This window comes from Pseudomonas sp. MWU12-2319, from assembly GCF_023242525.1.
Lineage (GTDB): Bacteria > Pseudomonadota > Gammaproteobacteria > Pseudomonadales > Pseudomonadaceae > Aquipseudomonas > Aquipseudomonas gingeri_D.
Genome location: NZ_JALJES010000009.1, coordinates 145,259 through 172,051, shown reverse-complemented (window position 1 = coordinate 172,051; position 26,793 = coordinate 145,259). Strand labels below are relative to the sequence as shown.

Sequence of the window (26,793 nt, the reverse complement as noted above, 5' to 3'; positions counted from 1 at the left end):
CAGCATGCAGCGTTCGATTGCCACCGTTTCCTTGAGCGGCACCTTGCCGGAGAAACTCGAAGCCATTGCGGCCGCGGGTTTTGACGGTGTGGAAATCTTCGAAAATGATCTCCTTTACGATGATGGCAGTCCGCGCAACATCCGGCAGATGTGTGCTGATCTGGGTATCGCTATCACCTTGTTTCAACCGTTTCGCGACTTCGAAGGCTGCCGTCGTGATCGCTTGCAGCGCAATATCGACCGCGTCGAGCGAAAGTTCGACTTGATGCAGGAGCTGGGCACCGACCTGGTTCTGGTGTGCAGTAACACCGCTACGGATTCGCTGGGCGATGAACGTATTCTTCTGGATGACCTGAGCCTGCTCGCCGAGCGCGCCGGCGCTCGAAACCTGCGGATTGGCTACGAAGCGCTGGCGTGGGGGCGTCATGTCAACACCTGGCAGCAGGTGTGGAACCTGGTACGCCAGGTCGATCATCCGGCGCTTGGCGTGCTGCTCGACAGCTTCCATACCTTGTCACTCAAGGGCGACCCCAGTGCCATTGCGCAGATTCCCGGCGACAAGATTTTCTTCGTGCAGATGGCTGATGCACCGCTGTTGGCCATGGATGTGCTGGAGTGGAGCCGACATTTCCGCTGCTTCCCCGGCCAGGGGGAGTTTGATCTGGCCGGATTCCTCGCGCCAATCCTGCGTAGCGGTTACACCGGGCCGTTGTCGCTGGAAATCTTCAACGATGGCTTCCGTGCCGCGCCGCCTCGAGCCAACGCGGCGGATGGCCTGCGCTCGCTGCTGTACCTGGAAGAAAAAACCCGCAGGCTGTTGGAAAAAGACGTCGAGCCGATCAACACCGACATACTCTTCAACCCACCTTCGGCAAGCCGCTATGACGGCGTTGAGTTCCTCGAGTTCGCGGTAGATGAAGCCCAGGGTGCACGGCTGTCCACCTGGCTGGAGAACCTCGGCTTTGCCCATCTCGGTCAGCATCGCTCGAAAGCGGTCAGCCTGCTGGGTCAAGGCGATATCAAGATCGTGCTCAACGCCGAACCCTATTCGTTCGCCCATAACTTTTTCGAGGCGCACGGCCCTTCGCTATGTGCCATGGCGTTACGGGTCGAGAACGGCAGTGCGGCGTTGGAACGCGCGCAGATGTACAAGGGGCAGCCATACCGTGGCCTGGTCGGTCCCAACGAACGCGAGATTCCTTCCGTACGTGCGCCGGATGGCAGCCTGATCTATCTGGTTGAACCGACCGAGGCGGGCAAGTCGATCTACGACAGCGATTTCAAGTTGGAGCCACAAGCGATGCCGGGAGGAGGCTTGCAGCGCATCGATCACATGGCGATGGCGTTGCCTGCGGACAGTCTCGACAGTTGGGTACTGTTCTATAAAAGCTTGCTGGACTTCGAGGCCGACGACGAAGTGGTGCTGCCCGATCCCTACGGCCTGGTCAAAAGCCGGGCGTTGCGCAGCCAATGCAGCACCGTGCGTTTGCCGCTGAACATCTCGGAAAATCGTAACACGGCGATCTCCCATGCACTGTCCAGTTATCAGGGCTCAGGGGTGCACCATATTGCATTTTCCTGTGAGGATATCTTTGCTGAAGTCAGCCGCGCCAAGGCGGCTCAGGTGCCGTTGTTGGATATCCCGCTCAATTACTATGACGACTTGGCGGCGCGCTTCGACTTCGACGATGAGTTCCTCAGCGAGCTGGCCTATTTCAACGTGCTCTATGACCGCGATGCCCAGGGTGGCGAGTTGTTCCACGTCTACACGGAGCCGTTCGGCGACCGCTTTTTCTTCGAGATCCTGCAACGCAAGAAGGGTTATGTCGGCTATGGCGCGGCCAACGTAGCGGTGCGACTGGCCGCGATGGCCAAGTCCCGTAGAGGTGCCGTGCGCCAGGCCAGGCTCTGAATGAGACTTCCTTCCGGGAGACGCTCAGCCCATAATCGGGCGACTCCAACGCGGTCGTGAGCCCAGAATGACGAATTTCGCCGATGCCGGTGCACCTCAACCCCTCGAAGCACGGCACAAAGGCCGAAAAAACAACCCGGAACAAACCCGCAAGGACATCCTCCAGGCAGCCATTGTCGAGTTTGTCAGCCTGGGTTTGTCCGGGGCGCGGGTCGACGCCATCGCCGAGCGCACGAAAACATCGAAGCGCATGATCTATTACTACTTCGGTAGCAAGGAACAGCTCTACGTTGAAGTCCTCGAGAAGCTCTACGGCGACATCAGGCGAACAGAAAGTCAGCTGCAGCTGGCCGAGCTGGAACCACTGCAAGCCATCCAGCGCCTTGTGGAGTTCACGTTCGATCACCATGACCGCAATGTCGATTTCGTACGCATCGTCGGCATCGAAAACATCCACAACGGTGCCAACGTCAAGCAGTCCCCGGCGATTCGCTCGATGAGCCATCACGTCCTGGAGACAATCAAGGAAACGTTACTGCGCGGTGAAGCCCAAGGGGTTTTTCGTCGGGGCGTAGAGGCCATCGATTTGCATATGCTGATCAGTTCCTTCTGTTTTTATCGAGTCTCCAACCGGCATACCTTCAGTGAGATATTCCAGATCGATCTCTCCGAGGAACAGATCAAGCATCGGCACAAGGCGATGATTTGCGAGTCGGTGCTGCACTACTTGCAGGCCGGCATCTGATATTCACGCTCCCGCGCGAAGACCCGCGGCGGCGCGATTGATAGACGCACCGCCTCGGTTTTTCGGGCTCAGCTGTTCATGCTGTTAAAGTGCGCCTGCATGCGCTCGGCGTCGGCCGGGCACTCAGTGAACAGCTCGAAGGCCTTGACTGCCTGGAACACGGCCATGCTGCCGCCATCCAGCGTGCGGCAACCCAAGGCGCGAGCCTGTTTGAGCAGCTCGGTTTCGAGTGGGAAGTAGACGATCTCGGCCACCCATAACCCGGCGTGCAGAAGTGTCACCGGCAGTGGCGTGCCAGGCAGTTTTGCCATGCCCACCGGGGTGGTATTGACCACGCCATCGGCCGCCGCAAGGGCTGCTGCTAGATCCCGACCGACAATTGCCCGTCCAGCTCCGAAGTGTGCGTTCAGGTTATCAACCAGAGCCTGGGCGCGACTCGGATCGACTTCAAATATCGCCAGTTGCCCGACCCCTTCGGACAGCAACGCATGTGCCACCGCCGCACCGGCGCCGCCGGCCCCCATCTGTATCACACGGTGACGTGCGGCCTGGGCAAGACCACGGCGAAACCCCTCGGCAAACCCAAGGCAATCGGTGTTGTGGCCGATACGCTTGCCCTCCCTGAACACCACCGTGTTGACCGCGCCAATACCGCGCGCCTCGTCAGAAAGCTCATCGAGCAAGGGGAGGATGGCCTGCTTGCAGGGATAGGTGATATTGAGCCCGGTGTAACCCATCCGTTCAGCGCTCTTGAGCAGTTCGGGCAGCCCGTTGACGTCGAGTTTCAAGGCATCCAGATCGATCAGCCGATACACATAGCGAATGCCCTGGGCATCACCTTCCTGTTCGTGCATGGCCGGTGTACGCGAGGCTTGGATACCAGCACCAATCAGGCCGGCCAGTACGGATTTCTTGTTCAGGTTCATGGTGATCAGACTTTCAATAAGTGGGCGAAATGTTCAAGGGCGAGACGGTAGCCGTGGGTTCCCATTCCGCAAATCACGCCGACAGCAATGGCCGAGACAAATGAGTGATGGCGGAACTCTTCACGTTTGTGCACGTTGGACAGGTGCACTTCGATCACCGGTAACTCTGCGGCGATCAAGGCGTCGCGGATCGCCACGGAGGTATGGGTCCAGGCTGCCGGGTTGATCACGATGCCTCCACAGCGACCTCGGGACTGATGAATCCAGTCGATGAGTTCACCTTCATGATTGGTTTGGCGAAATTCGATTTGCAGACCGTGAGAGGCGGCCGTGCGTTCACACAGATCGGCGACATCAGCCAGTGTTTCGTAGCCGTAAGTGGCCGGCTCACGAGTGCCCAGCATGTTCAGGTTCGGGCCATTGAGCACCAGGATTACATGAGTCATTGCAATGACCTCCATTGTTTTTTCACGCATCGGCAGAGGCAGCCAAGCAGGCGTCGTGAAAATGTACCAAATGGTTAATTTCGTCAACGGGGTGGCGCATCGATGTTGAGCCTGAGCGAAGGCCGAAAAGCCAACGAGAGGGCACACGTCGGCCGCAAAGCGTGATGGGCAGGGAGGTTTGGCTCTGGTGCCGGGTTTGGGAGAGCCGTTTGAGTCAGAGAAAACCTGTGCGGTTATCGCCCATCTACGGCACCTCATGGCCCTGTGCCGAGCTCAGAAGCTCGAACCAGTGATCTTTCGTCAGCGTTAGCTGGCAGGCATCTACCGACTCACGTAGCACCTCGATGCGTCTCGAGCCCGAGATGAGCAGTGGCCGGCTGGGCAGTGCAAGCAGCCAAGCCATCAGGACCGTTGTAGCAGGCGCACCCAGTTGCTCTCCCAGGTGTGTCAGGGTCTCCCTGACTCGGCTGGCCACGGGGTCCGAATCGGTAAAAATACGCCCGCCACCGAGCGGCGACCAGAGCATGGGCGCGCACCTGAGCTGTTGAGCCTGGTCGAAGGTCCCATCATAGAGAGGGGCCAGTTGCAGCAGCGAACATTCGACCTGGTTGGTCACCAGTGACAGACCGTTGGCGACCATTCTGTCCTGGAGCAGGGCGAACTGGGAGGGGGTAAAGTTCGAGACACCGAAATCCCGTACTTTTCCTTCCTGATGCAACGCGTTGAAGGCCCGTGCAACCTCATCCGCATCCATCAACGGATCGGGACGGTGGATCAGCAGCACATCCAGGTACTCGGTATGCAGGGCGCGCAGTGAGTGCTCGGCCGAGGCGACAATGTGCTCGAAACCGGTGTCATAGGTCTTGAGTCGATGCTCCGGCCGCCGAGACGAGAGCAACTTGATTCCGCACTTGCTGACCAGTTGCATCTGTTCGCGCAAATGCGGGGCGGCGGCGAGCACTTCGCCAAACAAGGCTTCAGACTGATAGTTGCCGTAGATGTCCGCGTGATCGAAGCTTGTCACTCCGAGTTCGAGCGCGGCTTCAATCAGTTGCCGGCGCTCATGGACGGACAGCGACCACTCGCTCAAACGCCACATGCCAAAGATGATCCGTGAAAACTCCGCCCCTTGTGGGGTGAGGGATACTCGTGATGAGGTGCTCATTAATATTTCCCTATCATCCTTGCTCATGACGTTATGGACCAGGCAGCCCTTCGTGACACTCGGATTCAACTGAGCGGGAAGCCAGGCGCAAGCGCTCAGGATTCAGCATCGGCCCAGCGTTCGCGTATCTTGAGGATTTCAGGCAGGCAGTCCAGAAATATCCCTACCAATTCAGGGTCGAAATGCTGGTTGCATTGCTGGCGTATCAGTCCTACGGCGTCCTCGACAGACCAGGCGCGTTTATAGGGCCGCTCACTTGTGAGGGCATCGAACACATCGGCTATGGCGACCACACGGGCGACATGGGGAATATCTTCACCGGCGAGTCCACTGGGGTAGCCGCTGCCGTCCCATTTTTCGTGATGGCTCAGCGCGATAATTTGCGCCGTATGCAGCAGCCCTGAAGGGTGGTCACCGATAATTTTGGCGCCGATCACGGTGTGCTGGCGCATGATCTGCCATTCATCGTCCGTGAGCTTGCCAGGCTTTTGCAGGATGGCGTCCGGGATACCGATCTTGCCGACGTCGTGCATCGGCGCGGCATGCAGTAAATCATCCGCTGCGTAGCGGCTATAGCCCGCGGCCAGGGCCAGCGTCTGCGCATAGTGGCTCATGCGTATGACGTGCAGGCCGGTCTCGTTGTCCTTGAACTCGGCCGCCGTGCCCAGGCGCTGGATGATCTGCAAGCGTGTATCGCGCAGCTCCTGTGCCTGCACGAGCGACAAGTGGGTGCGCACGCGGGCTTTGACGATACCGGGATGGTAGGGCTTGCCTATGTAGTCGACCGCGCCCAGTTCCAGGCCGCGTGTCTCGTTGTCGACCTCGCTCAGCGCGGTGACGAAGATCACGGGGATGGCGCTTGTGCAGGGATCCTGCTTGAGTGCTGTGCAGACGTCGTAGCCTGAAAGGCCTGGCATCATGATGTCGAGTAAAATCAGGTCCGGGCGATCAGTGCGCACAAGTTCCAGGGCCTTGTACCCGTCTTTGGCGAAGAGTAGTCGGTAGTCATCCTGCAGCGTGTGGCGCAGGACCTGAAGATTGATTGCCTCATCATCGACCAGCAGCAAGGTCGGGCGTTGGTCTGTCATTCGCTTCATAGCCGGCTCACGCTTGGGGTTCCGTGGCATGGGTGGTGACGAGCTGCAGCAGCAGCGTGTGAGCGTGGTCTAACTCAAAGGTATCAACCGCAGTCCGCAAAGCTTGGACTTGCGCACGTTCGCCGAGACTTTCCAGGCCCGTGCACACCTTCTCCAGTACCGCATCGTTCAATTCACTGTGCTCAAAGCATGTCAGCAGAGTCTGCATGTGGGCGAGGAGTTCGGGCTCCAGCATGGGCGGTTGAGGTACTTTGTTATCGACGACGAGTGCCTCACTGGCCTGTAGCTCCTTGGCGGCTGACTGCAGCAAGAGGCGCAGTTGGGTGATTTGCGGTCGTGCTTCCTCGCGCCATCCTGTCCTGACCATGTCCTCCAGTGTGCTGGCCAACTCAGTCACGGCCGGTAGGGCAAGATTACCCGCTGCGCCGTGAATGCTATGGAGACTGAGCAGTGTCGCCTCCCAATCAACTGAGCGGTCTGCTTCATCCGGGAGTGGATGGTTGACCGCCGTTGCGCTCAGGAACTGGTCAAGTGCTTTGGCCAATCTCGTTTTACTGCCCCATAGCGAGGTGCCGGCTATCCAATCGATCAGCAGGGATGGCGGTGCGGTTCGATCCTGCTCGCGGGAGGACGAGGGGCGACGTTCGAGGTTCAGCACCTGCGCGATCTCATCGAATAACCGTGGCGCGTCCAGTGGCTTTACGGCAAAGCCGTCCATTCCGGCCTGGCGTGCGGTTTTCCGGTCCTCGGCCATCACGCTGGCGGTAAGCGCAATGACGGGGGTGTGAGGGCGAGAGTGGGTGCGTTCGTACTGGCGGATCAGCCGGGTGGCTTGCAGGCCGTCGGTGCGAGGCATATGGACATCCATCAGCACCAGGTCGAAGTGTTCAGTCCTGAATTTCTCTACCGCCTCATCCCCATCATGAGCCATCACGATGGTGTGTCCGCCGACGCCCAGTGTCAGTGTCAGGAGCTCCAGGTTTTGGGCGACGTCGTCGGCGATCAGGATCTTCAGGGGCGGCAGTGCCTGATGGTAGGTCGTGGGTTTAAGGGCCGGCGGTTTTTGTCCGATGGGCAGGGGCAGCAGCACGTGGAAGGTGCTACCGCATCCGAGCGCGCTTTCGACCTCGATACGGCCGCTCATCTGCTCGACCAACTGGCGCGCGATCGTGGTGCCTAACCCTGTGCCACCGAAACGACGGCTGATGGAAGCATCGGCCTGCGTAAACGGCGCAAATATCGACTCGGCCTGCTGGGGCGTCATACCGATGCCCGTGTCCTTGACCTTCACATGCACACCGTCGGGCTCATGGCTGAACGAGATATCGACGCGACCGTGTTCAGTGAACTTGATGGCATTGCCGACCAGGTTGGTCAGTATCTGCAGGATGCGCAGCGGATCGCCGCGGAAATATTCATTCATGTCGCTCGGGTAGTGCGTGGAGAGGGTCAGGTGCTTGGCGTGTGCCCCCAGTCGCAGGGAGGACTCGATCTGCAGTGCCAGACCTTTGAGCGAGAAATCTATGGCCTCAAGTGCCAAGCTGCCATGTTCCATCTTCGAGGTGTCGAGGATGTCGTTGATCAACCCGAGCAGGGATCTTGATGATTGCCGTACGGTGTTCAGGTGGTTGCGTTGGATCGATGTCAGATCCCCCTGCAACAAGAGCTCGGTGAAGCCGATGATGGAGTTCATCGGCGTGCGGATTTCGTGGCTCATATTGGCCAGAAAGGTACTTTTGGCCGTGGCCGCGCGTTCGGCCCGTTCAGCGGTCTCGCGCAGCGATGCCTCCAGTGTATGGCGTTCGGTGATGTCGGTCACGAAACCGACGAACAGCAACTCGTTGGGCAGATCAACACGGCCGACGGCCAGACGCATCGGCATCAGGCTACCGTCTTTGCGCAAGCCCATGACTTCTCGACCTATTCCGATGATCTTCGGTGTGCCGGATGTCTGGTAATTGTGGAGGTAACTGTCATGCCGAGACTGGTCGGGTTCGGGCATCAGCATCTTGATGTTACGGCCGAAGACTTCCTCGGCCGTCCAGCCGAACAGCCGTTCCGCCGAGTGGTTGAAGCTCTGGATCAATCCATGGCTGTCGATGGTGATGATGCCGTCGACGGCGGTGTCGAGGATGGCACGCATGCGTGACTTGCTGTCCTCGATCTTGAGATTGTTTTCCTCCATCGTCTGGTACAGCTTGCGTGAGTGCATCAGTCCATTGAGCGCAAATACCAGCACAGTCACCGTGACGGTGAAGGTGGAAAGCGCAAACGAGGCGAAGGTCGCGTTGATCAGTACGCTGGCGGTGGCGTTGTCCGGGGTGCCGATGAAGCGTACGGCGGCCATGCCGGTGTAGTGCATGCCGGCGATCGCCGAGCCCATGAAGGTGCCACTGATCAGTAACCGCCTGATTGAGTTGAGCGCGGTGTGTTGCAGCCCGTAACTCACCCACAGCGCAAACACCGCGAGGCTGATGGCCAGCAAGATAGAGAGGGCAAAGGTGAGGGGGTCATAGCGCATCTGCAACGATGTTTGCATCGCGGCCATCCCGATGTAATGCATCGTGCCAATGCCCAAACCCACCAGGGTGCCGCTCATGACCAGGTGCGGCAGCGTCACTTCACGCCTTGTCAGCATCAGCAAGGCGAACCAGGACGCCACGCAGGCGGGTAGCAGGGAGAGCAGGGTCAGGGCGGTGGCGTAGTTGACGTGGGTGTGGAGGTCGAATGACAGCATGCCGATGAAGTGCATGGTCCAGATGCCGCCACCCAAGGCGATTGCGCCAGTGCTGATGGCGACGTGCCGATACCAGGCGTTTTCAGCTTTGCGCGCGATCTGTGCCGTTTGCAACGACATCGTCGCCGAAAAGATCGACACCAGAATCGAGAGCAGCACCAGGCCCGAATTGTGGGAACCGTGCACATAGGGCATATCGATTGACGTGTCGATGAAAAAGGCTTTTAACCCTTCCATATGGTGTTCATCTCTTTGTAAGGAGGGTCATCGATTCCATGAGAAGGCGTCCATGGGAAGCCGTTCATTGGATTCGCCTTTTTCGAGGCGCAAGTAGCAACTTCCTGTGTCGGCGACCTCTTTAAGTTCTTGAATGCTTTTCGAGTGGGAAGACTCACCTTGAAGCGAGGATGCGCTCGCCAGGGGGATGCAACTGATCGGTTTGCTTTTCCTGCTGATCAGCTCGGCAGTCTGCATCTTCCTCCCTCATCACTCTGTTGCTGCAGCGATCCACGACTACTTGTATCCTTGTTCAAGAAAAGGACGAATGGCTGCCGCTATTGCCTTGGTCCAATAGTCGCTGAAACGGAAAACCGGACTTTCCATAAGGTTGTAATGTGAAGCGTGATACCCATCTGGTTGTGCTTTTGCTGTTGGTTATCGGTTGCTCCCTGGCATCACTGACGGTCTGGAAGGTGTTGGCCTCTCGAGATCGAGCGCTGGAAGAAGTGAACGTCCATGGCTTGAACCTTACCCAGGCGCTTGCTACTTATTCCGAAGGCATCGTCCGCCAAAGCTCGCTGCTTTTGCTCGGGCTGGTCGAACGGCTGGAAACCGAAGGTAGCGGGCCTGCGCAGATTCAACGGCTGAGTGCATTGGTCAGCCGCCAGGAGCCGCTGATGCCACAGCTCAGTAGTATTGCGATCTACGATAATCAGGGGCGCTGGTTGATGTCCTCCAACCGGCCGATTCCAGTCGGGGCGAACAGTACTGATCGTGCCTATTTCATTCATCACCGTGACGATCCATCCCGTGAGATCTTTATCGGTCCGCCAATCCAGAGCCGATCTAATCAGGAATGGGTGATCACCGTCAGCCGCCGTTTCAATAATCCTCACGGTGCCTTTGCCGGGGTAGTGGCGGTCACCTTGGGGATCGAAAACTTCCTGCGGTTGTTTGGAACGATCGACCTAGGGCAGGAGGGCGCTATCGGCTTGTCCTATACCGACGGTACGTTGCTGGTTCGCTATCCTTTCCGTGAGCAGGACATGGGACGCAACTTTTCCAAGTCGCCCATCTATGCAAAGTATCTTGTCGATCGATCAGTCGGCACTGCGTCGTTTACCTCCAGTCTGGACGGCGTGGAGCGGCTCTACGCTTTCCGAAAGAGTGACCGGCTGCCGCTGATAACGACTGTGGCACTAGGCAAGCGCGAAGCCCTCGCCGCGTGGCGAACGGAGGCACTGCTGTCGGCGGTGGTGGTGACGGGGTTGTTGGGGCTCACCGGTGTTATCGGCTGGTTCTTGATCCTGGATATCCGTCGGCGAACCCAGGCGGAAGATCAGTTGCGTGGAGCTCAGCAACAGTTGCTCTCATCGAATCGGCAGCTTGAGTTGCTCGCGATGAAGGATGCCCTGACCGGTTTGGCAAATCGGCGCTGCTTTGATGAGAGCCTCGCCATGGAGGCTCGGCGAGCACAGCGTGAGGGTACGACGCTGGCATTGATGATGATCGATATCGACTACTTCAAGCGCTTTAACGACTCGTTCGGGCATGTGGCAGGAGACGCATGCCTGCAGACGGTTGGCAGAATCTTCGAGGCGTGCGTAAGGCGACCGTCAGATCTGGTGGCACGTTATGGCGGAGAGGAGATGGGCATCATCATGCCTGACACCGACAGTGACGGTGCCGCGGTGGTGGCGCAACTTATCCTCGACCGTTTGAAGCAAGAAAACATTGCGCACAACACCAGCCCATTCGGACGGCTGAGTGTGAGCATTGGGATTGCCACAGCCACGGGGTCTCAACTGGACCATTTGCAAGGGTTGATTGAGGTGGCAGATCAGGCTCTCTATAACGCCAAGGCGTTCGGACGTAACCAGTTTGTGAGTGGCGGGTTGTGATCTGATTGATACAACAGGGCTATATGGAAAATGAAAGTGAAAATATTATTCATCGCGTCGCTGGGCATTTTATCGCTCATTCAAGCATCACTGTCTTTTGCGGATAACGCCAATGGAAAAAATCTCTATTCACAGAGATGTGCCATGTGCCACGGAGCAGATCTCAAGGGAACAGGACCATTGGCTAATAAAAGCAATCCTCCTGCACCTGACCTCACAACATCCGTTTTCAAAAAACGACTAAATGATTATCCGGGCGTTATTGTGTCATCGATAATACTTCGTCCAAATGGAGACTTGATTCCAAAAACGTTGCGAGAGAATGGTGTAAAACTATCGCCATTCGCTTGGAAGGTTCAGGATTTTCGCGATCTAAATCAATATATGAAGGGTGTAATTTCAAAAAGTCGATAATTTTTAGAGGTTGGAGATGGATCGCTCACTTAGGTGTGTTTGCCATTGGCTTACCGAGATCCGTCTAGCCGCTCCAGCTGACAGCATGCCTGCTGGCGCGGACATAATAATTATCAAACTCACCACTTTCGACGAACTCAAAGCCATGACGAATGTAAAAGCGATTTGAGGCGTTTTCTTTGAGTTCAACTGACCCAGAGCAAGGCGGGTGAGCCTTGGATCGAGACCGTTTCACAATTAATCCGCCCCCTTTCATCCTGGAACCAAATACTTAGAGCGATTGCGCCAGGAACTCGCTGATCACACCAAGCACTTGCTGCTGGATCAGCGCCCGCGGGCGGCCCCCATCACCATCCCGGCAGATGATCCCGTCACCGGGGTCGTTTTGCTCAATCAGTTGCACAGCGTCCGGTTTGCAGGGGGCCATGAAGCTGAAGTGGGTGGCGTCGCTGATTTCCAGGTAGCGCACTGACGCTTGAGGCAGGCGCCTGGCCAAGTCCGCTGACTCCAACCTTGCCGGCAGTTCTTCCGAGGGCCAACCAGCGGCAATCACCAGTACTGGTCGGTGCAGGTCCGCAAGGCTTTTATCGGTGAAGCCTCGGGACAGGCCGAGGTCCAATGAAACGATGGCGGCCACGCGCGGGTCGCTTAAATTACTCGACAAGCGCTGCCGGGATTCGGCGGTGGCCCCGGCCTGAATATCTTGATAAACCTTGCAGCCGGCAAGTACAGGATGAGCCGTGCAGTCCTCGGCAAAGCGTTGCGGATCCTGCGTGTGGGGACCCCGGCGTTTACGTACGGCCAATAAAATCGATCAGAGAACAGGCTGCATCCAGCCGACACGCTGTCATCAAGCTCCCGGCCGATAGACTTTTCATTCTCCAGTAGCTGGGCGGTCTGTCGCAGATCGTAGCAGCTGGTTCAGCCAGCTGACCATCAGGCGGGTAGAAAGCGGCTCACCCTGGTCTGCAACAGCTCGATCACTTCAGGCGCCATCATGTAGCCGAAGCTCGTCCGCTAGAACCAGGTTTCCATTTGCACCCCCAGTTGCCAGACGCCTCCAGACCTGAAGCCCTTCTGGCCGAAATCATCGGTTGAGCTGAAGTTATCGAGGTTCCTCGACCAGTTCATATAGGTGGCGAACAGGCGCAATTCAGGGCGGGTGAAGAAGTCGCCGGTTTGCAGCTTGAAGGTGGGCGCCAAGGTGAGTTTCCAATAGTCGCCGTCGGCTGTATGGCGGCCGGCATAGCCCCGCGCATCCAGGTCCATGGTCTGCCAGCTCAGCTCATATTGCATTTCGAAGTTGCGGCTCAGTTCATTGGCCAATCGCACGTTGAGCGTCAAGTAGCGATAGTCGTCGCCGGGGACATAGCGATCCTGGCTATGTTCGGCAATCAGGGTCGGTGCGATGCGCCAATCGTCATTCAGGCGAGTATGACCATAGAGTGCCAGCCGCAACGTCTGGGCCTGCTCAAGCAAGTCGCCATCGGCGCCAATGTTGTTGACCTCCGCTCCCAGTCCTTTGCCGTACAGCAACGCGGCTTTGAAATAGCCTTCACGACCGAAAAAGTCTGGTCGATGGTAGGCGAACAGGCCATGGGAGCCGCTTTCGGCAGGGCTGAACCCCGCCGCATTCAGCCGGGTGCCGCCGTCCATCAGCCTGGCGTCGTTCTGGCTTGAAGTAATACCATTGAGCATGAGCTGCCAGCGACCATCATCGAAAAATTGGTTGAGGGTCGCGACATAGCTCCGGATGTCCTTGTTTTCCTCTGTACCGAAATCACCGTAGGAACGGCTCATCAGGGAGGCATTGATGCGCCAGTTATCGGCAAGGCGGACGTCGTAGATCCCGCCACCGGTCCCGGCCAGGAACACAATGCCCCGGTCAAGCCAATGGATGTCGTAATTGTCTCGATCAAAGCGCTTGCCGGCCCATAAGGTCGCGTCGCGCAGCATGGGGGTGTTCTGGAATGACGCCAGATGGCTGAGCTCGGCATAGGACTGGCGCACGTTGAGCGAGCTTTGCGCCGCGGTCCAATCGTTGGGGGTTTCCACACCGTCCGCGATCTCAAACAGATACTTGGAGCGCGTGCCGTTATCGGCTTGGCTTTGCTTCGAGAATTTCGCCTCTGCGTAGGTGTCCACCTCATTGCCAAGGCGCCCAACCGACCCACCAATCGATCCGGCGGGGGTGATGTTGGGGCCGCCCCGACCGGCGCCGCCGCCATCGGTCATCATCCCGGAACGGGCATACGCGCTAAAGGAGAAACCTTGCGCGACGTCCTGGATCGAATCAACCGAAGAGGCGAGGGTCGAGGTGCGCTGCTCCATGGACTGCTGGCGTGTTTCAATCTGGGCGACTCTCTCGCCTGGAGGCAATTGCGTTGCCGTGGGTGACGCGGCATTGACGGCGAGCTGACTCTTGAGGCGCTCGACCTCCCTGTGCAATTGGACAACGTCGGTTTCAGCCGTCGCCGCCCGCTTCTCGGCGGCGGCGGTCCTGGCCTCCAACTGAGCGAGACGCTCCTCAACGGTCAAGGCCGGTTCGGCAAGCAGGTTGGTGGTTGAAAAAAGCAGGGCAAAGATACCCAGAAGCGGCGTATTACGCATGCTGACCCTCTTGTTTTTGTATTGGGGCACTACACACCTTTCAAACGAGTCCTTGTCCCTGGTCGAGCAGGCATTTGCGAGAGATCGCAAGTGTTCCTGGAGTCGCCGGCAGCGCGGCTTTTACCCAGGTTGCTTATCGCGATATCACCGGCAGTTGCACTCAACCCACTTGACAACGAGCCCGTCCAGGACGCGTAATGTGTTGCGATGTTAACGTTAACTAAAATAAAAACAAGAGGACTGTTCCATGTCGATCTCAATGAAACGTGAGTACTGGCTCATCAGTGGTTTGCTGTATTTCTTCTTCTTCTCGTGGTCATCCAGCTATTCGCTGTTCTCGATCTGGCTGCATCGAGTCATCGGCCTGAATGGCACGGAAATCGGCTTTGTTTTCGCGGCCAACGCCATTGCGGCGCTGCTGATTCAGCCGTTCTATGGCGCGCTGCAGGATCGGCTTGGCCTGTCGAAAAAACTGCTGGTGTGGATTGGCATCCTGCTCTGCGCGGCGGCCCCGTTTGCGATTTACGTATATGCCCACCTGTTGGCTCAGAACGTGGTGTTGGGGGCTGTGGTCGGAGCGGCTTTTCTGGCCTTGGCCATGCTCGCGGGCGTGGGCGTGATCGAGTCCTACACGGAGCGATTGTCGCGTCACGCGGGCCTTGAGTTCGGGACCACCAGAATGTGGGGTTCGCTGGGCTGGGCCAGCGCGACGGGTGTGGTTGGCGTGGTCTTCAACATTGACCCGGATATCGCGTTTTACCTGAGCAGCGCTGCCGGCGTTGCGTTCTTGTTGATCCTCTCCAGGCTGGATTTGAGCCGCTTCAGTCAACCCGGCGTAGCCGGAAAGGGGGCAGCGATGCCCGTGCGCGTGCACGATCTCTGGAAGTTGCTGAGGCTACCGCGTTTTTGGGCATTCAGCTTGTACCTGACCGGTGTGTGCGGGATCTACATGATCTACGAACAACAGTTTCCGGTGTATTTCTCCTCTTTCTTCCCGACCCCGGAGGAGGGTACCCGTGCTTATGGCTACCTGAATTCATCGCAGGTGCTGCTTGAGGCCGTATTGATGTTGTTCGCGCCATGGGTGGTCAGCCGTACAGGCGCCAAGTACGGACTGATTCTGGCGGGCAGCATCATGTTCGTCCGGATTCTGGGCTCCGGGCTGGCCATGCAGGCCTGGACCGTCGCCGCCTGCAAGATGTTGCATGCGTTGGAAGTGCCCATCCTCCTGGTTTCGGTATTCAAGTACATATCGCTCAACTTCGATTCGCGCCTGTCCGCCTCGATCTATCTGGTGGGCTTCCAGTTCGCCCAGCAATTGACCGCGATGCTGCTTTCGCCTCTGGTGGGCTACGGCTACGACCATGTCGGTTTCTCGAGTGTTTACGTGCTGATGGCTGGCCTGGTCGGCGGGTGCCTGCTGCTGTCATGGACCTTGTTGCGCACCGATCCAGCCGGCACCTCTTCTCCCGCCAAGGTTACCGAACCGCTGGAGCTTCCGGCCATTGTTCAATCCGCCACTCGTTACGAACCCTAGTAAGGATCACACCATGCACGCTGCACTGCTGGATGAAGCGCATCGCGCCATCGAAAGAACAATACCCGAACGCGGCGATGACTATCGCCTCGGCTATCACCTGTCGCCTCCGGCGGGATGGATGAATGATCCGAACGGGCTGGTTCATTTTCGCGGTGAATACCATGTGTTCTACCAGCATCACCCATACTCTGCGCACTGGGGCCCGATGTACTGGGGGCATGCCAAGAGCCGCGACCTGGTGCATTGGGAGCATTTGCCCATCGCCTTGGCGCCCAGTGATAGCTACGATCGGGACGGGTGTTTTTCAGGATCGGCGGTGGTCATGGATGACAGGCTTTATCTGGTCTACACCGGGCACACCTGGTTGGGTGTTTCGGGGGATGACCGGAACATCCGCCAGGTCCAATGCCTGGCCAGCAGCACAGATGGCCTCTCGTTCACGAAGCACGGGCCGGTGATCGAGACGGCACCGGATCCGGACATCATGCATTTCCGCGACCCCAAGGTCTGGCGGCAAGGCGAGCAATGGTGGATGGCCCTCGGGGCGCGCCAGGGAGACGACCCGCAGCTGCTGCTCTATCGCTCCGAAGACCTGCGTCACTGGCAATACCTGGGCTGCGCCCTGAAAGGTGCTCGCGAGTCGGACGGCTACATGTGGGAGTGTCCGGATCTGTTCGAGCTCGGCGGGTGCGACGTCTTTCTCTATTCGCCGCAAGGTTTGAAACCCGACGGCTACGATAACTGGAACAAGTTCCAGAACAGCTATCGGCTGGGCCAATTGGATGACCGCGGGCATTTGAGCGAGTGCGGCAAGCTGTACGAGCTTGACCACGGTCACGATTTTTATGCCGCACAGACACTGCTGGCGCCAGACGGGCGACGTTTGCTTTGGGCGTGGATGGATATGTGGGACAGCCCGATGCCGAGCCAGGCGCAACACTGGTGCGGCGCACTTTCGTTGCCGCGCGAGTTGAGTCGCGACGGTGAACGGTTACGCATGCGGCCGGCCCGAGAACTGAAAGCACTACGGCGAGCCAAGCGAACGCTGCAGATCGGCGTGATCGAATCACGCTGTTGCCCACTCGAGGTGCGCGGGGCGCTGCTGGAGTTTGAGCTCGAACTGGACCTCGCGGGTAGCACCGCCGAGCGCTTTGGCCTGGCGCTGCGCTGCAGTGAAGACCAGCAAGAACGCACATTGCTGTACTTCGATGCCATGGCCCGACGTTTGGTGCTCGACAGGCAATGCTCGGGCGCCGGCGTAAGCGGTGTTCGCAGCGTACCGGTGGCGCCAGGGCAGCAGCAGATCGCCCTGCGGGTCTTTCTTGATCGCTCGTCCATCGAGGTGTTCGTCGACGATGGCACCTATAGCCTGACCAGTCGGATTTACCCACGGCCCGACAGCCTCGCCGTCAGTGCATTCGCGGTCAATGGGGCAGGGCGGTTCGGGGAAACTGCTGTCTGGGATCTCGCCGATCTGCGGCTCTGATGACAGCGGATGTGCCATGGGTGCCGCCGGCCGCCGGTCATGGTGTTGTTATGCATTTACCAAGCATGACATGATGCCCGGCCAGACAAGCAATGGCACCCGCGAATGGCTTCAGTTAAAGATGTCGCACGGCTGGCGGGGGTTTCCTTCATGACCGTTTCCAGGGCACTCAACACCCCGGAAAAACTGAACCAGGAAACCCTGGCGAAGGTTCGTCAAGCGATTGAGACCCTGGGTTATGTGCCCAGCCTTTCAGCTCGCAAGATCCGTGGTGGTCACTCCAGTGGCAAGACCATTGGCGTCTTCGCGCTTGATACCGCGACAACGCCCTTCGCCGTGGAAATGCTCCTTTCAATGGAGCGCACGGCGCGGGAAAACGGCTGGAACGTTTTCATCCTCAACGTGTTCGAAGCGCCGCCGAACCAGCAAACCATCGATCTGATGCTGTCGCATCAGCCCGACGGAATCATCTTCAGCGCCATGCAGTTACGCACGGTCGAAATCCCCCAGGTATTGCGCAGCCTGCCTCTGGTACTGAGCAACTGCATCAGTTCGCAAGCTGGCGTTGCGTGCTACATACCGGACGATGAAGAGGGTCAGTATCTGGCGGTAAAAAACGCATTGAAGCGAGGCTACCGGCGTCCGCTGTGCATCAGCCTGCCGCAAAGCAGCCTGGCCTGGGAGTGGCGTCAGCGCGGGTTGGTTCGCGCCCTCGCCGAGGTCCGCCTGTCGGTCGACGATATTCCCCAATACAACCTGTCGACCGATGATGCCTATCAGGAAACAATGGTCGCGCTGGAGCTGCAATTGCGCGGCCCGGATAGCAAGCCGGCGTTTGACCTGCTTATCTGTGGTAACGACCGGATTGCGCTGGTCGCCTATCAATACCTGCTCAGCCGTGGCCTGCGTATTCCAGAGGATGTGGCGGTCCTTGGCTACGACAACATGATCGGGGTGGCCGAGTTGTTCTATCCGCCGCTGAGTACCGTGCAACTACCGTACTACGAGATGGGGCGCCGTGCCGCCGAGCATGTGATTCAAGGCCGGGACGACCCTTCGACTCACAGGGTTGCATGCCCGCTCGTCGAGCGTGAGTCCTGGTGACGACGCTCATCTACGAAACGCCATATTTCCAGCCCAGCGCGCAATCCTGCGATCACTCATAAACCCTCGGAAAGCTGACCAGCCACGGCACCAAGCAGTGGTTGGTCAAGTTCGTTCAATTAAAAACAAATGTCCCTATATATGGGATGTATAAATATATATTGAGATTTGTTTAAGCCAGGGTCTATAGTCGCCCATCAGCTCTACGCACTCACTGTCCAAAAATAAATTCAGGTGAAGCGATGCAGGCGCAATTGATCGCGCTCGATTGGGGGACCACCTCCCTTCGGGCTTACAAACTCGCTGCTGGCGGCCAGGTGCTCGAACAGCGCTCGCTGTCGTCGGGGATCATGCAGTTGCCCAGTGGGCCGCGGATGATCGCCGGCCAGATGTGCACCGATGGTTTCGAATTGGCGTTCGACGACGCCTGCGGCGACTGGCTGGAGGCGCAGCCCGAGCTGCCAGTGATCGCCTGTGGCATGGTCGGCAGTGCCCAGGGCTGGCGCGAAGCCGCTTACTGCGACACCCCGGCGAATGTCGCCAACCTCGGTACCTCCTTGCAAACCTTGCGCAGCCTGCGCGGCGTCGAGGTGCATATCGTGCCCGGCGTCATCCAGCGTTCACCGCTGCCGAATGTGATGCGCGGCGAAGAGACCCAGGTCCTCGGTGTCCTGCAAAGCCTGTCGGCGGGTGCTGGCGACAATCTGCTGATCGGCTTGCCGGGCAGCCATTCGAAATGGGTCGAAGTGGCCGACGGTTGCATCGTGCATTTCGACACCTTCATGACCGGCGAACTGTTCGCCATCCTCAGCGAACACAGCATTCTGGGCCGTACTCAACAACGCGGTGCGACCTTTGATGGCCTGGCGTTTGATCGCGGCGTACAGGTGGCATTGTCCACTGACGGCGAGATCGGCCCGCTTTCGACCTTGTTCAGTGCCCGTAGCCTTGGCCTGACCGGCGAGCTGAGTGCCACCGAGCAAGTCGACTACCTATCGGGTTTGTTGATCGGTCACGAACTCGTGGCCCTCGCCGACGTACAGCGTCGTCGACGCAACGGCAGCCACTTGCCCTCGATCATTCTTATCGGCAATTCCCAACTTTGTGCCCGCTACAGCCGGGCGCTCGATGCCTGCGGCTTTGCCTCGGTGAGCCTGGCCGAACAGGCCACCGAGCGCGGTTTATGGCACCTGGCCGAAGCGGCCGGGCTGCTCGGCTGAGCGTCTGCGTTCAACTACCAGGAGGTCTGACATGCTCAAGCAAGCACTGGCGAAAAACGGGCTGATCGCGATCCTTCGCGGCCTGCGTCCGCAAGAGGCGGCGGCCATCGGCGAGGTGCTTTACCAGGCCGGTTTTCGCGTTATTGAAGTGCCCCTCAATTCGCCTGAACCCTACGAAAGTATTCGCATCCTGCGCAGCCTGTTGCCTGCCGATTGCCTGATCGGCGCCGGTACGGTGCTGACCCCGGAACAGGTCGGGCAAGTGAAGGCGGCCGGCGGCCAGGTGATCGTCATGCCCCACAGTGACCCCAAGGTCTTGCGCGGGGCCAAGGCGGCGGGCCTGTACCTGTCGCCGGGTGTCGCCACGCCGACCGAAGCCTTTGCCGCGCTGGCCGAAGGCGCCGATGTCCTGAAGATGTTCCCGGCCGAGCAAATGGGCCCGGCGGTGGTCAAGGCCTGGCTGGCGGTGCTGCCGGCAGGAACCTTGCTGATCCCGGTCGGCGGGATCACACCGGACAATATGCGGGTGTTTGTCGAGGCGGGCGTCAGCGGTTTCGGCCTCGGTTCCGGGCTGTTCAAGCCGGGCCTGACACCTGACGAAGTGGCTGTCCGCGCCAAGGCTTATGTGCAGGCCTGGAACGCATTGCGTTAAGACTTTCCGGCGCCGTGGGCGCTGCCTCTGAACAAGAGAGACAACACGATGAAAATCACCAGACTGACCACCTTTATCGTTCCACCACGCTGGCTGTTCCTCAAGGTCGAAACCGACGAGGGCGTGACCGGCTGGGGCGAGCCCGTGGTCGAAGGCCGCGCCCATACCGTCGCGGCGGCCGTGGATGAGCTGTCGGACTATCTGATCGGCAAGGACCCGCGCAATATCGAAGATATCTGGACCGTGCTCTATCGCGGCGGTTTCTACCGTGGTGGCGCGGTGCATATGAGCGCCCTGGCCGGGATCGACCAGGCGCTCTGGGACATCAAGGGCAAGGCGCTCGGGGTCTCGGTCAGCGATCTGCTGGGCGGGCAGGTTCGCGACAAGATCCGGGTGTATTCGTGGATCGGTGGCGACCGTCCGGCCGACACCGCCCGGGCTGCCCGGGAAGCCGTCGAGCGGGGTTTCACCGCCGTCAAAATGAACGGTACTGAAGAACTGCAGTTCGTCGACAGTTTCGAAAAAGTCGACCTGGCGCTGGCCAACGTCGCCGCCGTGCGCGATGCGGTGGGGCCGAATGTCGGTATCGGCGTGGACTTCCATGGCCGGGTCCACAAACCCATGGCCAAGGTGCTGATGAAGGAGCTCGACGCCTACAAGCTGATGTTTATCGAAGAGCCGGTGCTTAGCGAAAACTACGAAGCTCTCAAAGAACTGGCGCCGCTGACCAGCACGCCAATTGCCCTGGGTGAGCGCCTGTTTTCCCGTTGGGATTTCAAGCGGGTGCTCAGCGAAGGTTATGTCGACATCATCCAGCCGGATGCTTCCCATGCCGGCGGCATCACCGAAACCCGCAAGATCGCCAATATGGCCGAAGCCTATGACGTGGCCCTGGCGCTGCATTGCCCGCTGGGTCCGATCGCGCTGGCGGCGTGCCTGCAGCTGGACGCGGTTTGCTACAACGCGTTTATCCAGGAACAGAGCCTGGGCATCCATTACAACGAAAGCAACGACCTGCTGGACTACGTCAAGGATCCGCGGGTGTTCGATTACGACAAGGGCTTCGTAAAGATCCCCAACGGCCCGGGCCTGGGCATCGAGATCAACGAGGAGTACGTCATCGAACGCGCGGCCATCGGCCACCGCTGGCGCAACCCGATCTGGCGCCATGCCGACGGCAGCTTTGCCGAGTGGTAAGGCCATGGATCAGACAGGAGGATTAGTCATGCAATGGCAAGCGGTGAGCGAACAGCGCTTCATGTTGGCGGAAGGCCCGTTCTGGGACGGCCCGACCCAGGCCCTGTACTGGGTGGATATCGCCGCTCGATTGGCCTGTCGCCTGAGTGGCGGGCACTACCAGCAGTGGCAGTTGCCCGAAGCCGTATCGGCATTCATCCCGTGCGAGGGCGGTGATGCCTTGGTGACACTGGCCAGTGGCGTTTATCGCCTTGATCTCGACTCGCCGTCGCAGCAGCCGGCCCTGAGCCTGTTCTGCGTGGCCGACCCGGTGAGCGGCAACCGTGCGAACGAGGCCCGTTGCGATGCGCAGGGAAGACTGTGGCTGGGCAGCATGCAAAACAACCTGGCCGCCGATGGCAGCGACTTGCCGATCACTCGGCGTTCAGGCGGCTTGTTCCGGGTCGATCCGGATGCTCGCGTCACCCCGCTGCTGGAGGGGCAGGGCATCGTCAACACCTTGCTCTGGGACGCCACGGGCACGCAGCTCTACTGCGCCGATAGCCTTGATGGCCAACTCTATCGTTATGCCATCGAGGCCGATGGTTCCCTGGGCGCGCGCAGCCCCTGGGGGCAACCATCCAACCGTGGTGTGCCGGACGGTTCGGCCATGGACAGCCAGGGCTATGTCTGGAATGCCCGCTGGGGCGGTCATTGCCTGATTCGCTATGCCCCCGACGGCACGCTCGACCGGGTCATTGAGTTACCCGTCGAGTACCCCACCAGCTGTGTTTTCGGCGGGCCCGATCTGTCCACGCTTTACGTCACCAGCGCCCGGCCGGCGAGCAGCAGGGAAGGGAAAGATGGGGCTCTGGACGGCGCGTTATTGATGGCCGACGTTGGCGTGAAAGGCTTGGCCTGCCAGCGTTTTTCCGGCTGAACATCTGACTGACAGGAGTATTTGAAATGGCTGAAGCGCTGTCTTTACCCGAGGTTCCGGAGCCCACCTACGGCGACCGATTGAAAGATAAAGTGGTGGTGGTGACCGGGGCGGCCCAAGGGATCGGCGAGGCAATTGTCGCCTGCTTCCAGGCACAACAGGCGCGGCTGGTGATTGGCGATATCCAGGGTGAGAAAGTCGAGCGTGTGGCGGCCCGCTGGCGTGAACGTGGCGCCCATGTCCATGCCCAGGCCGTGGACATTACCTCCAAGGAACAATGGCGTTCCCTGGTGGACCTGGCCATTGAAAAGTTCGGGCGCGTTGATGTACTGGTCAACTGTGCCGGCGTGAATGTGTTTCGCGATCCGCTGGAGATGAGCGACGAGGATTGGCGCCGCTGCTTCGCCATCGACCTGGACGGCGCCTGGTTCGGTTGCCGCACGGTATTGCCGCACATGATCGAGCAGGGTATCGGCAACATCATCAATATCGCCTCGACCCATTCCAGCCACATCATTCCGGGCTGCTTTCCCTACCCGGTGGCCAAGCATGGCCTGCTCGGGCTGACACGGGCGCTGGGTATCGAGTACGCGCCCAAGGGCATTCGGGTCAACGCCATTGCCCCGGGCTATATCGAGACCCAGCTCAATGTCGACTACTGGAACGGCTTCGACGATCCCCACGCCGAACGGCAACGGGCCTTCGACCTGCACCCGCCACGACGTATCGGCCAGCCGGTCGAGGTGGCCATGACGGCGCTGTTCCTGGCGACCGACGAGGCACCGTTTATCAACGCCACCTGCCTGATGATCGATGGCGGCCGTTCAGTGCTGTATCACGAGTAACGCCCAGCCGGCCGTTGGGCCGGGCAGTCTTTCCGTACGTAACGAACCAATAACAACAAGAGGGTTACTTATGTTTATTCAGCGCAATATCCGCTCTCTGACCTGCGCCGCCGCGCTGGTCGCCGCCAGCAGTTTCAGCGGTTGGGTCTCGGCCGAAGAAGTGAAGATCGGCTTTCTGGTCAAGCAGGCCGAGGAGCCCTGGTTCCAGACCGAATGGGCCTTTGCCGAAAAGGCCGGCAAGGACAAGGGCTTCACGGTGATCAAGATCGCCGTGCCCGATGGCGAGAAGACCCTGGCGGCCATCGATACCCTGGCCGCCAGCGGCGCCAAGGGGTTTGTCATCTGCCCGCCGGACACCTCGCTGGGCCCGGCGATCATGGCCAAGGCCAAGATTAACGACCTGAAAGTCCTGGCCGTCGATGACCGCTTTGTCGACGCCCACGGCAAGCCCATGGAAGACGTTCCTTATGTCGGCCTGGCGGCGTTCAAGATCGGCCAGAAGCAAGGCACGGCGATGGTCGATGAAGCGAAAAAACGCGGCTGGGACTGGAGCGCCACTTACGCGGTGATCAACACCTTCGACGAACTGGACACCGGCAAGAAGCGCACCGACGGTTCGGTCGACGCACTCAAGGCCGCGGGCCTGCCGGCGGACCATATCCTCTTCACGGCGCAGAAAACCCTCGATGTCCCTGGCAGCATGGACTCCACCAACTCGGCCCTGGTCAAGCTGCCGGGCACGGCGAAGAACCTGATCGTCGGCGGCATGAACGACAGTGCCGTGCTGGGCGGCGTGCGGGCCACCGAAAGCGCCGGTTTCAAGGCGGCCAATGTGATCGGTGTCGGCATCAACGGCACCGATGCCATCGGCGAGCTGAAGAAGGCCGACAGCGGCTTCTACGGTTCGATGCTGTTGAGTCCCGATACCTCGGGTTATGAAACCGCCAGCCAGATGTTTACCTGGGTCAGCACCGGTAAGGAACCGGCCAAGTACACCGCCCTGGATACCGTGACCTTGATTACCCGCGCCAACTTCCAGCAAGAGCTGACCAAGATCGGGCTGTGGAAATGACACGCCTTCGGCGCAAGGGCTGGACCTTGCACCTGACGTCCACCCTGTGGGTTGCGCAGTGCGCGGCCCGGTGCGGGAGATAGGTTATGTTGGAACACTCGAAGGCGGCCGCGAGCCTGCGCTTCAACGGCATCGGCAAGGAGTTTCCCGGGGTACGGGCGCTGGCGCAGATCAGTTTCGAGGCGCGGCCCGGCAGCGTGCATGCGCTGATGGGGGAGAACGGCGCGGGCAAGTCGACCCTGTTGAAGATCCTCGGCGGGTTCTATTCGCCCAACAGCGGCAACCTGCAGATCGGCGAGCAGGTCATGAGTTTCAGGTCGGCGGCCGACAGCATTGCCCATGGCGTCGCGGTGATCCACCAGGAACTGCATCTGGTGCCGGAAATGACCGTGGCCGAAAACCTGCTGCTGGGACACATGCCCTCGCGCCTGGGCATGGTCAATCGCCGGGAAATGGTGCGCAGCGCCCGCCAGCTGCTCAAGGGCCTGGCCGACGAGATCGATCCCGATGCGCGGTTGGGCAGCCTGTCCCTGGGCCAGCGGCAAATGATCGAGATTGCCAAGGCCATGTCGCGTAATGCCCATGTGATTGCCTTCGATGAACCCACCAGCAGCCTGTCGGCGCGGGAGATCGAGCGGCTGATGCTGATTATTGCCCGGCTGCGGGATGAGGGGCGGGTGATTCTGTATGTCTCCCATCGCATGGAAGAGGTGTTCCGCATCTGCGATGCGGTGACGGTGTTCAAGGACGGCCGTTTTGTCTGCACCTTCGAGGATATGCAACAGCTGAGCATCGACCGGCTGGTCAGCAGCATGGTCGGGCGCGATATCAAGGACATCTACGACTACCGTCCTCGCCCGCAAGGTGGCCAGGCCTTGCGGGTCGAAGGCCTGCTCGGGCCGGGCGTATTGGAACCGGCGAGTTTCAGCGTGAACAAGGGCGAGATCCTCGGGCTGTTCGGCCTGGTCGGCGCCGGGCGCACCGAACTCTTGCGGCTGTTGGCCGGCCTGTCCCGCAGCAAGGCTGGACGCCTGGTGCTGCATGAGCAGACGGTGGCGTTCAAATCGCCGCGTGATGCCATTGCGGCGGGGGTGCTGCTGTGTCCGGAGGATCGCAAGAAGGAAGGCATCGTTCCCCGTGCCAGCGTGGCGGAGAACATCAATATCAGCGCCCGGACTCATCACGCCGGCTTCGGCTGGCTGATCCGCGGCGCTTGGGAGCGGGACAATGCCCAACAGCAAATCGCCGCGCTGAGTATCCGCACGCCTTCGGCTGCTCAACCGATCCTCTACCTGTCCGGTGGCAACCAGCAGAAGGCGATCCTGGGGCGCTGGCTGTCGATGCCGATGAAAGTGCTGCTGCTCGATGAGCCGACTCGTGGCATCGATATCGGTGCCAAGGCCGAGATCTACAAGATCATCTACAACCTCGCCGAGCAGGGTATTGCGGTGATCGTGGTGTCCAGCGACCTGATGGAGGTCATGGGCATTTCCGACCGCATCCTGGTCATGAGCGAAGGCGCGATTACCGGTGAACGGTTACGCAGCGAAGCCGACGAAGCCAGTCTGTTGCAACTGGCCCTCCCGCGTTCGCGGGACTGAAAACCTATTGAGGTGTCTATGTCACAGGTCAAAAATACACACGCATTCTGGCTCGGCTTCAATCAGCGCAAGTTCTTCGATGATTGGGTGATGCTGCTCGCAGCCATCGGGATCTTTGTGCTCTGCGCGCTGTTTATCGATAACTTCATGTCCTCCCTGAACATGCGCGGCCTGGGCCTGGCGATTTCCACCACCGGGATTGCCGCCTGCACCATGTTGTTCTGCCTGGCCTCGGGGCACTTCGACCTGTCGGTCGGTTCGGTGATCGCCTGTGCGGGGGTGGTGGCCGGGATTGTCATTCGTGATACCGACAGCGTGTTTTTCGGGGTCTCGGCGGCGCTGGCCATGGGGCTGTGCGTGGGCCTGATCAACGGGATCGTGATCGCCAAGCTGCGGGTCAACGCACTGATCACCACCCTGGCGACCATGCAGATCGTGCGCGGGCTGGCCTATATCTTCTCCAATGGCAAGGCCGTCGGGGTGATGGACGAAGGCTTCTTCGTCTTCGGCAACGGCCAGCTGTTCGGCGTGCCAGTGCCGATTTTGATCACCGTGCTGTGCTTCATCTTTTTCGGCTGGTTGCTCAACTACACCACCTATGGTCGCAACACCATGGCCATCGGCGGTAACCCGGAAGCCGCGCTGCTGGCCGGCGTGAACGTGGACCGGACCAAGATCATCATCTTCGCCGTGCATGGGCTGATCGGCGCGCTGGCCGGGGTGATCCTGGCCTCGCGCATGACCTCGGGCCAGCCGATGATCGGCCAGGGTTTCGAGCTGACGGTGATTTCCGCCTGTGTGCTCGGCGGGGTTTCCCTGAGCGGCGGGATCGGGCTGATCCGCCATGTGATTGCCGGCGTGCTGATTCTGGCGATCATCGAGAACGCGATGAACCTGAAGAATATCGACACCTTCTACCAGTACGTCATTCGCGGTTCGATTCTTCTCGGGGCGGTGATCATCGACCGCCTCAAGCAACGCTGAG

At 59.5% G+C, this 26,793-nt stretch carries 21 protein-coding genes and 2 pseudogenes; 15 read left to right on the top strand and 8 right to left on the bottom strand.

Annotation, left to right across the window (positions count from 1 at the left end):
* Positions 1–4 precede the first annotated feature (4 nt).
* A complete protein-coding gene (gene quiC / locus M5C01_RS16525; RefSeq protein ID WP_152740349.1) occupies positions 5–1,912 on the top strand; it encodes a 3-dehydroshikimate dehydratase QuiC in 1,908 nt (635 codons plus the stop codon).
* Positions 1,913–1,979: 67 nt separating this feature from the next.
* Entirely contained in the window at positions 1,980–2,657 is a 678-nt protein-coding gene (locus M5C01_RS16520) for a TetR family transcriptional regulator (protein ID WP_103494875.1), read from the top strand.
* A gap of 68 nt (positions 2,658–2,725) precedes the next feature.
* On the opposite strand, the gene M5C01_RS16515 is transcribed toward M5C01_RS16520, so the two are convergent.
* From M5C01_RS16515 to M5C01_RS16495, 5 genes are all read right to left on the bottom strand, one after another.
* Positions 2,726–3,583, bottom strand: a complete 858-nt coding sequence (locus M5C01_RS16515; protein ID WP_152740350.1) for a shikimate dehydrogenase — start codon at positions 3,581–3,583, stop codon at positions 2,726–2,728.
* Positions 3,584–3,588: 5 nt separating this feature from the next.
* A complete protein-coding gene (gene aroQ / locus M5C01_RS16510) occupies positions 3,589–4,029 on the bottom strand; it encodes a type II 3-dehydroquinate dehydratase (RefSeq protein ID WP_103494873.1) in 441 nt (146 codons plus the stop codon).
* Between the two features lie 244 nt (positions 4,030–4,273).
* A complete protein-coding gene (locus M5C01_RS16505) occupies positions 4,274–5,194 on the bottom strand; it encodes an aldo/keto reductase (RefSeq protein WP_248746050.1) in 921 nt (306 codons plus the stop codon).
* Between the two features lie 95 nt (positions 5,195–5,289).
* Positions 5,290–6,282 (bottom strand): HD domain-containing phosphohydrolase, encoded by a 993-nt coding sequence (locus M5C01_RS16500; protein ID WP_218586094.1) that lies wholly within the window; start codon positions 6,280–6,282, stop codon positions 5,290–5,292.
* Positions 6,283–6,298: 16 nt separating this feature from the next.
* The gene (locus M5C01_RS16495; RefSeq protein ID WP_152740352.1) at positions 6,299–9,265 is read right to left on the bottom strand and encodes an MHYT domain-containing protein; all 2,967 of its coding nucleotides are present in this window, start codon (positions 9,263–9,265) and stop codon (positions 6,299–6,301) included.
* Between the two features lie 377 nt (positions 9,266–9,642).
* Here M5C01_RS16495 and M5C01_RS16490 point away from each other — a divergent pair, with 377 nt between their 5' ends.
* Together M5C01_RS16490 and M5C01_RS16485 are read left to right on the top strand one after the other, a co-directional pair.
* The gene (locus tag M5C01_RS16490) at positions 9,643–11,148 is read left to right on the top strand and encodes a diguanylate cyclase (RefSeq protein WP_177100618.1); all 1,506 of its coding nucleotides are present in this window, start codon (positions 9,643–9,645) and stop codon (positions 11,146–11,148) included.
* A 30-nt stretch (positions 11,149–11,178) separates the two neighbouring features.
* Complete coding sequence (locus tag M5C01_RS16485) at positions 11,179–11,562, top strand: c-type cytochrome (protein ID WP_152740353.1); 384 nt, start codon at positions 11,179–11,181, stop codon at positions 11,560–11,562.
* A gap of 64 nt (positions 11,563–11,626) precedes the next feature.
* Here the strand turns inward: M5C01_RS16485 and M5C01_RS16480 are convergent.
* From M5C01_RS16480 to M5C01_RS16470, 3 genes and pseudogenes are all read right to left on the bottom strand, one after another.
* Positions 11,627–11,758 (bottom strand): annotated as a pseudogene (locus tag M5C01_RS16480) (GNAT family N-acetyltransferase); the annotation flags it as partial.
* Between the two features lie 75 nt (positions 11,759–11,833).
* Positions 11,834–12,331, bottom strand: a pseudogene (locus M5C01_RS16475) (dienelactone hydrolase); the annotation flags it as partial.
* A gap of 248 nt (positions 12,332–12,579) precedes the next feature.
* Positions 12,580–14,172 (bottom strand): carbohydrate porin, encoded by a 1,593-nt coding sequence (locus tag M5C01_RS16470; RefSeq protein WP_152740355.1) that lies wholly within the window; start codon positions 14,170–14,172, stop codon positions 12,580–12,582.
* Between the two features lie 247 nt (positions 14,173–14,419).
* On the opposite strand from M5C01_RS16470, the gene M5C01_RS16465 reads away from it, so the two are divergent.
* The 11 genes from M5C01_RS16465 to araH all read left to right on the top strand — a co-directional run bounded on the left by M5C01_RS16465 (position 14,420) and on the right by araH (position 26,792).
* Positions 14,420–15,709, top strand: coding sequence for an MFS transporter (locus M5C01_RS16465; RefSeq protein ID WP_152740356.1), 1,290 nt, complete (start codon positions 14,420–14,422; stop codon positions 15,707–15,709).
* A 13-nt stretch (positions 15,710–15,722) separates the two neighbouring features.
* Complete coding sequence (locus M5C01_RS16460; RefSeq protein WP_152740357.1) at positions 15,723–17,198, top strand: glycoside hydrolase family 32 protein; 1,476 nt, start codon at positions 15,723–15,725, stop codon at positions 17,196–17,198.
* A 105-nt stretch (positions 17,199–17,303) separates the two neighbouring features.
* The gene (locus M5C01_RS16455; protein ID WP_152740358.1) at positions 17,304–18,302 is read left to right on the top strand and encodes a LacI family DNA-binding transcriptional regulator; all 999 of its coding nucleotides are present in this window, start codon (positions 17,304–17,306) and stop codon (positions 18,300–18,302) included.
* 242 nt (positions 18,303–18,544) lie between these two features.
* Positions 18,545–19,522 carry a 2-dehydro-3-deoxygalactonokinase gene (locus M5C01_RS16450; RefSeq protein WP_152740359.1) on the top strand — a complete coding sequence of 326 codons (978 nt, stop codon included), beginning with the start codon at positions 18,545–18,547 and terminating at the stop codon, positions 19,520–19,522.
* A gap of 31 nt (positions 19,523–19,553) precedes the next feature.
* Positions 19,554–20,174 carry a 2-dehydro-3-deoxy-6-phosphogalactonate aldolase gene (locus M5C01_RS16445; RefSeq protein WP_152740360.1) on the top strand — a complete coding sequence of 207 codons (621 nt, stop codon included), beginning with the start codon at positions 19,554–19,556 and terminating at the stop codon, positions 20,172–20,174.
* 48 nt (positions 20,175–20,222) lie between these two features.
* Positions 20,223–21,371 (top strand): galactonate dehydratase, encoded by a 1,149-nt coding sequence (dgoD, locus tag M5C01_RS16440; RefSeq protein WP_103494860.1) that lies wholly within the window; start codon positions 20,223–20,225, stop codon positions 21,369–21,371.
* A gap of 28 nt (positions 21,372–21,399) precedes the next feature.
* The gene (locus M5C01_RS16435) at positions 21,400–22,290 is read left to right on the top strand and encodes an SMP-30/gluconolactonase/LRE family protein (protein WP_152740361.1); all 891 of its coding nucleotides are present in this window, start codon (positions 21,400–21,402) and stop codon (positions 22,288–22,290) included.
* Positions 22,291–22,316: 26 nt separating this feature from the next.
* Positions 22,317–23,135, top strand: a complete 819-nt coding sequence (locus tag M5C01_RS16430; RefSeq protein WP_152740362.1) for an SDR family oxidoreductase — start codon at positions 22,317–22,319, stop codon at positions 23,133–23,135.
* Between the two features lie 70 nt (positions 23,136–23,205).
* Positions 23,206–24,207 carry a substrate-binding domain-containing protein gene (locus tag M5C01_RS16425; protein ID WP_103494857.1) on the top strand — a complete coding sequence of 334 codons (1,002 nt, stop codon included), beginning with the start codon at positions 23,206–23,208 and terminating at the stop codon, positions 24,205–24,207.
* Between the two features lie 86 nt (positions 24,208–24,293).
* The gene (gene araG, locus M5C01_RS16420) at positions 24,294–25,808 is read left to right on the top strand and encodes an L-arabinose ABC transporter ATP-binding protein AraG (protein ID WP_152740363.1); all 1,515 of its coding nucleotides are present in this window, start codon (positions 24,294–24,296) and stop codon (positions 25,806–25,808) included.
* A gap of 18 nt (positions 25,809–25,826) precedes the next feature.
* Positions 25,827–26,792 carry an L-arabinose ABC transporter permease AraH gene (araH, locus tag M5C01_RS16415; RefSeq protein ID WP_103496638.1) on the top strand — a complete coding sequence of 322 codons (966 nt, stop codon included), beginning with the start codon at positions 25,827–25,829 and terminating at the stop codon, positions 26,790–26,792.
* The last annotated feature ends 1 nt before the right edge of the window (position 26,793 follow it).